1 protein-coding gene and 1 pseudogene are annotated in these 2,439 nt (G+C 64.0%); both read right to left on the bottom strand.

What is annotated here, in order from left to right:
* Nucleotides 1-96 precede the first annotated feature (96 nt).
* The gene (istB, locus tag FS320_RS41785) at nucleotides 97-828 is read right to left on the bottom strand and encodes an IS21-like element helper ATPase IstB (protein WP_274597299.1); all 732 of its coding nucleotides are present in this window, start codon (nucleotides 826-828) and stop codon (nucleotides 97-99) included.
* A gap of 8 nt (nucleotides 829-836) precedes the next feature.
* Nucleotides 837-2,324, bottom strand: a pseudogene (gene istA, locus FS320_RS41780) (IS21 family transposase); the annotation flags it as partial.
* Nucleotides 2,325-2,439: the final 115 nt, after the last annotated feature.

Here is a 2,439-nt window from a genome sequence, read left to right as displayed (position 1 = left end):
TGTCAATCAGCTTTGAAGAATGACCCCGGATCGGCGTTGAACTTTGACCCCGCACGTGATGACGGATCCGGAGCGATGGTTATGAGATTTGACGGCTCAGGCCCTGTTCTTGAAGCGCCAGCTCTCGTTGCCGGTCTCGACGATGTCACAGTGATGGGTTAGTCGGTCCAGCAGCGCGGTTGTCATCTTGGCATCGCCAAACACGCTCGGCCACTCGCCAAAGGCGAGGTTCGTGGTGACGAGGATCGAAGTCTGCTCGTAGAGCCGGCTGATCAGATGGAACAGAAGCTGGCCGCCTGAGAGCGCAAATGGCAGGTAGCCCAGTTCGTCCAGGATCACGAAGTCCATCCGGGTCAGGTACTCGGCCAGCCGCCCCTGCCGGCCCGAGCGCGTCTCCGCTTCAAGCCGGTTGACGAGATCGACCACGTTGTAGAAGCGTCCTCGTGCCCCAGCCCGGATGCAGGACCGTGCGATCGCAATCGCCAGATGCGTCTTGCCGGTTCCCGTGCCGCCGATGAGCACTGCATTGCGCTGGTGCGCAAGGAAGTCGCCACCGGCCAGATCCCGAACCAAGGTCTCGTTGACCGGGGTGTCGGCAAAGACGAATTCCTCGACGTCCTTGGCCAGGGGCAGCTTGGTGAGCGTCATCTGGTACTTGATCGAGCGGGCGTGCTTCTCGGCGATCTCGGCGGTGAGCAGATCGCCCACGACGCGCTGTGGCTCGTGAGAGCGCTTGATTGCAGTGGTGACGATCTCGTCGAAGGCCGCCCTCATGCCGAACAGCTTCAACTGGCCCATGGCGGCCAGGATCTCGGAACGCTCCATCATCGCACCATCCTCCTCAAGGCATCGTAGCGGGCGCAGTCGGCCACCGGCTCATGCCGCAGCCGCAGGGCATCCGGGGTCATGATCGTGGTCGGGAGAGCCGGCTCGCGATGGCGGCTCAGGATGTTAAGAACCACGTCGGCCGAGTAGACCTCCTGGCTGAGAGCCTCGGCACAGGCAGCCTCGACCGCAGCCAGGCCATCACTCAAGACAGCCGTGAGGATCGCCACCATCTGCCGGTCGCCATCCCGCACCGTGATGAGCTTGCGGTGGACCCGCTCCAGGGCAGCTGGCAGCACCCAGTCCTTGAACGGCGCTCCATTGCGGAGCGCTCCGGGCTTTCGGCTCAGCACCGGCACATAATGCCAGGGATCGTAGACGGTCCGATCCCGGCCAAAGCACCGCGGGTGCTCGCCGACCACCCGCCCATCCTGGCGGATCTCGATGCGCTCGGCATAGGCGCGGATCTCAACCGGACGCCCGACCGCGCTGGCCAGGACCGAGTATCGGTTGTTGTCGAAGCGAACCAGACAGGTTTTGGACACCGAGGCCTGGACGGCGTGGAAGCCGTCGAAGCGGCCCGCATAAGGAACGAGATGCGCCCGCTCCTTCTCGAAGCAGGACCAGACCGTCTGGCCGGGGAACTCGGGATGCTTGTGGGCCTTGGCGAAGGCGACACACCGATCGAGCAGCCAGGCGTTGAGCTCGTCGTAGCTCTTGACCCGCAGCCGTGGCGTGAAGAAGCGCTCCCGCACCAGACCGACCTGGTTCTCGACCTGGCCCTTCTCCCAGCCTGAGGCCGGCGTGCAGGCCACCGGCTCGACGAGGTAGTGGCTGCACATTTGCAGAAAGCGACGGTTATAGGTGCGTTCGCGCCCGACGAGGATCGCCTCCACGGCGGTGCGCATGTTGTCATAGATACCGCGCTGGCACGTGCCCTTGAAGAAAGCGAACGCCCGGTCGTGGGCATCGAAGACCATCTCCTGGCTCTCGCGCGGATAGGCGCGCACGAACGGCATGCGCGAGTGGCACAGCCGCATATGAGCGACCTTGATCACCACGGTGGCGCCGTTGATCAAGACGATCTCGTGGCTCCAATCGAACTGATAGGCCTCGCCCGGCGCGAAGGTGAGCGGCACATAAGCATCCACGGCGGCGGAGCGCTCGCGGTGCCAGTTCCGGGCGTAGCGGCGTACGGCATCGTAGCCGCCCTCATAGCCCAGGGCCCGTAACTCTTCGAAGACCCGGATGAGGGTCAGGCGCTCGCGGGCCACCTTGCTGGCGTTCGTCACCAGCAGGCGATCAAGGTCGTCTCTCCAGCGCCCCAGCCGCGGCAAGGGCTGGACCTGCCGCTGGTAGGAGAAGCTGGTGGCCTCCGAGCGCAGCACCTTGCGTACGGTGTTGCGCGAGACCTTCAACTCGCGGACGATCTCCTTGATCGACTTGCCTTTGACGAAGAACTCGCGTCGGATGCGCGCAATCGTCTCCACAACCAGCATCTCCCGACCCACCCGCTCCAGCCTCGGAGCAGGTAGCTTCGCCCACACACAAGAGGGGTCGAAATTGGATGCCGATCACCCCTCAATCGGGGTCAAACTTGCACGCCGAAACACA

It is taken from the genome of Microvirga tunisiensis (assembly GCF_009296175.1).
GTDB lineage: Bacteria > Pseudomonadota > Alphaproteobacteria > Rhizobiales > Beijerinckiaceae > Microvirga > Microvirga tunisiensis.
Note: the sequence above shows the minus strand (reverse complement) of the source record. Positions and strands in the feature narration are given on the sequence as shown.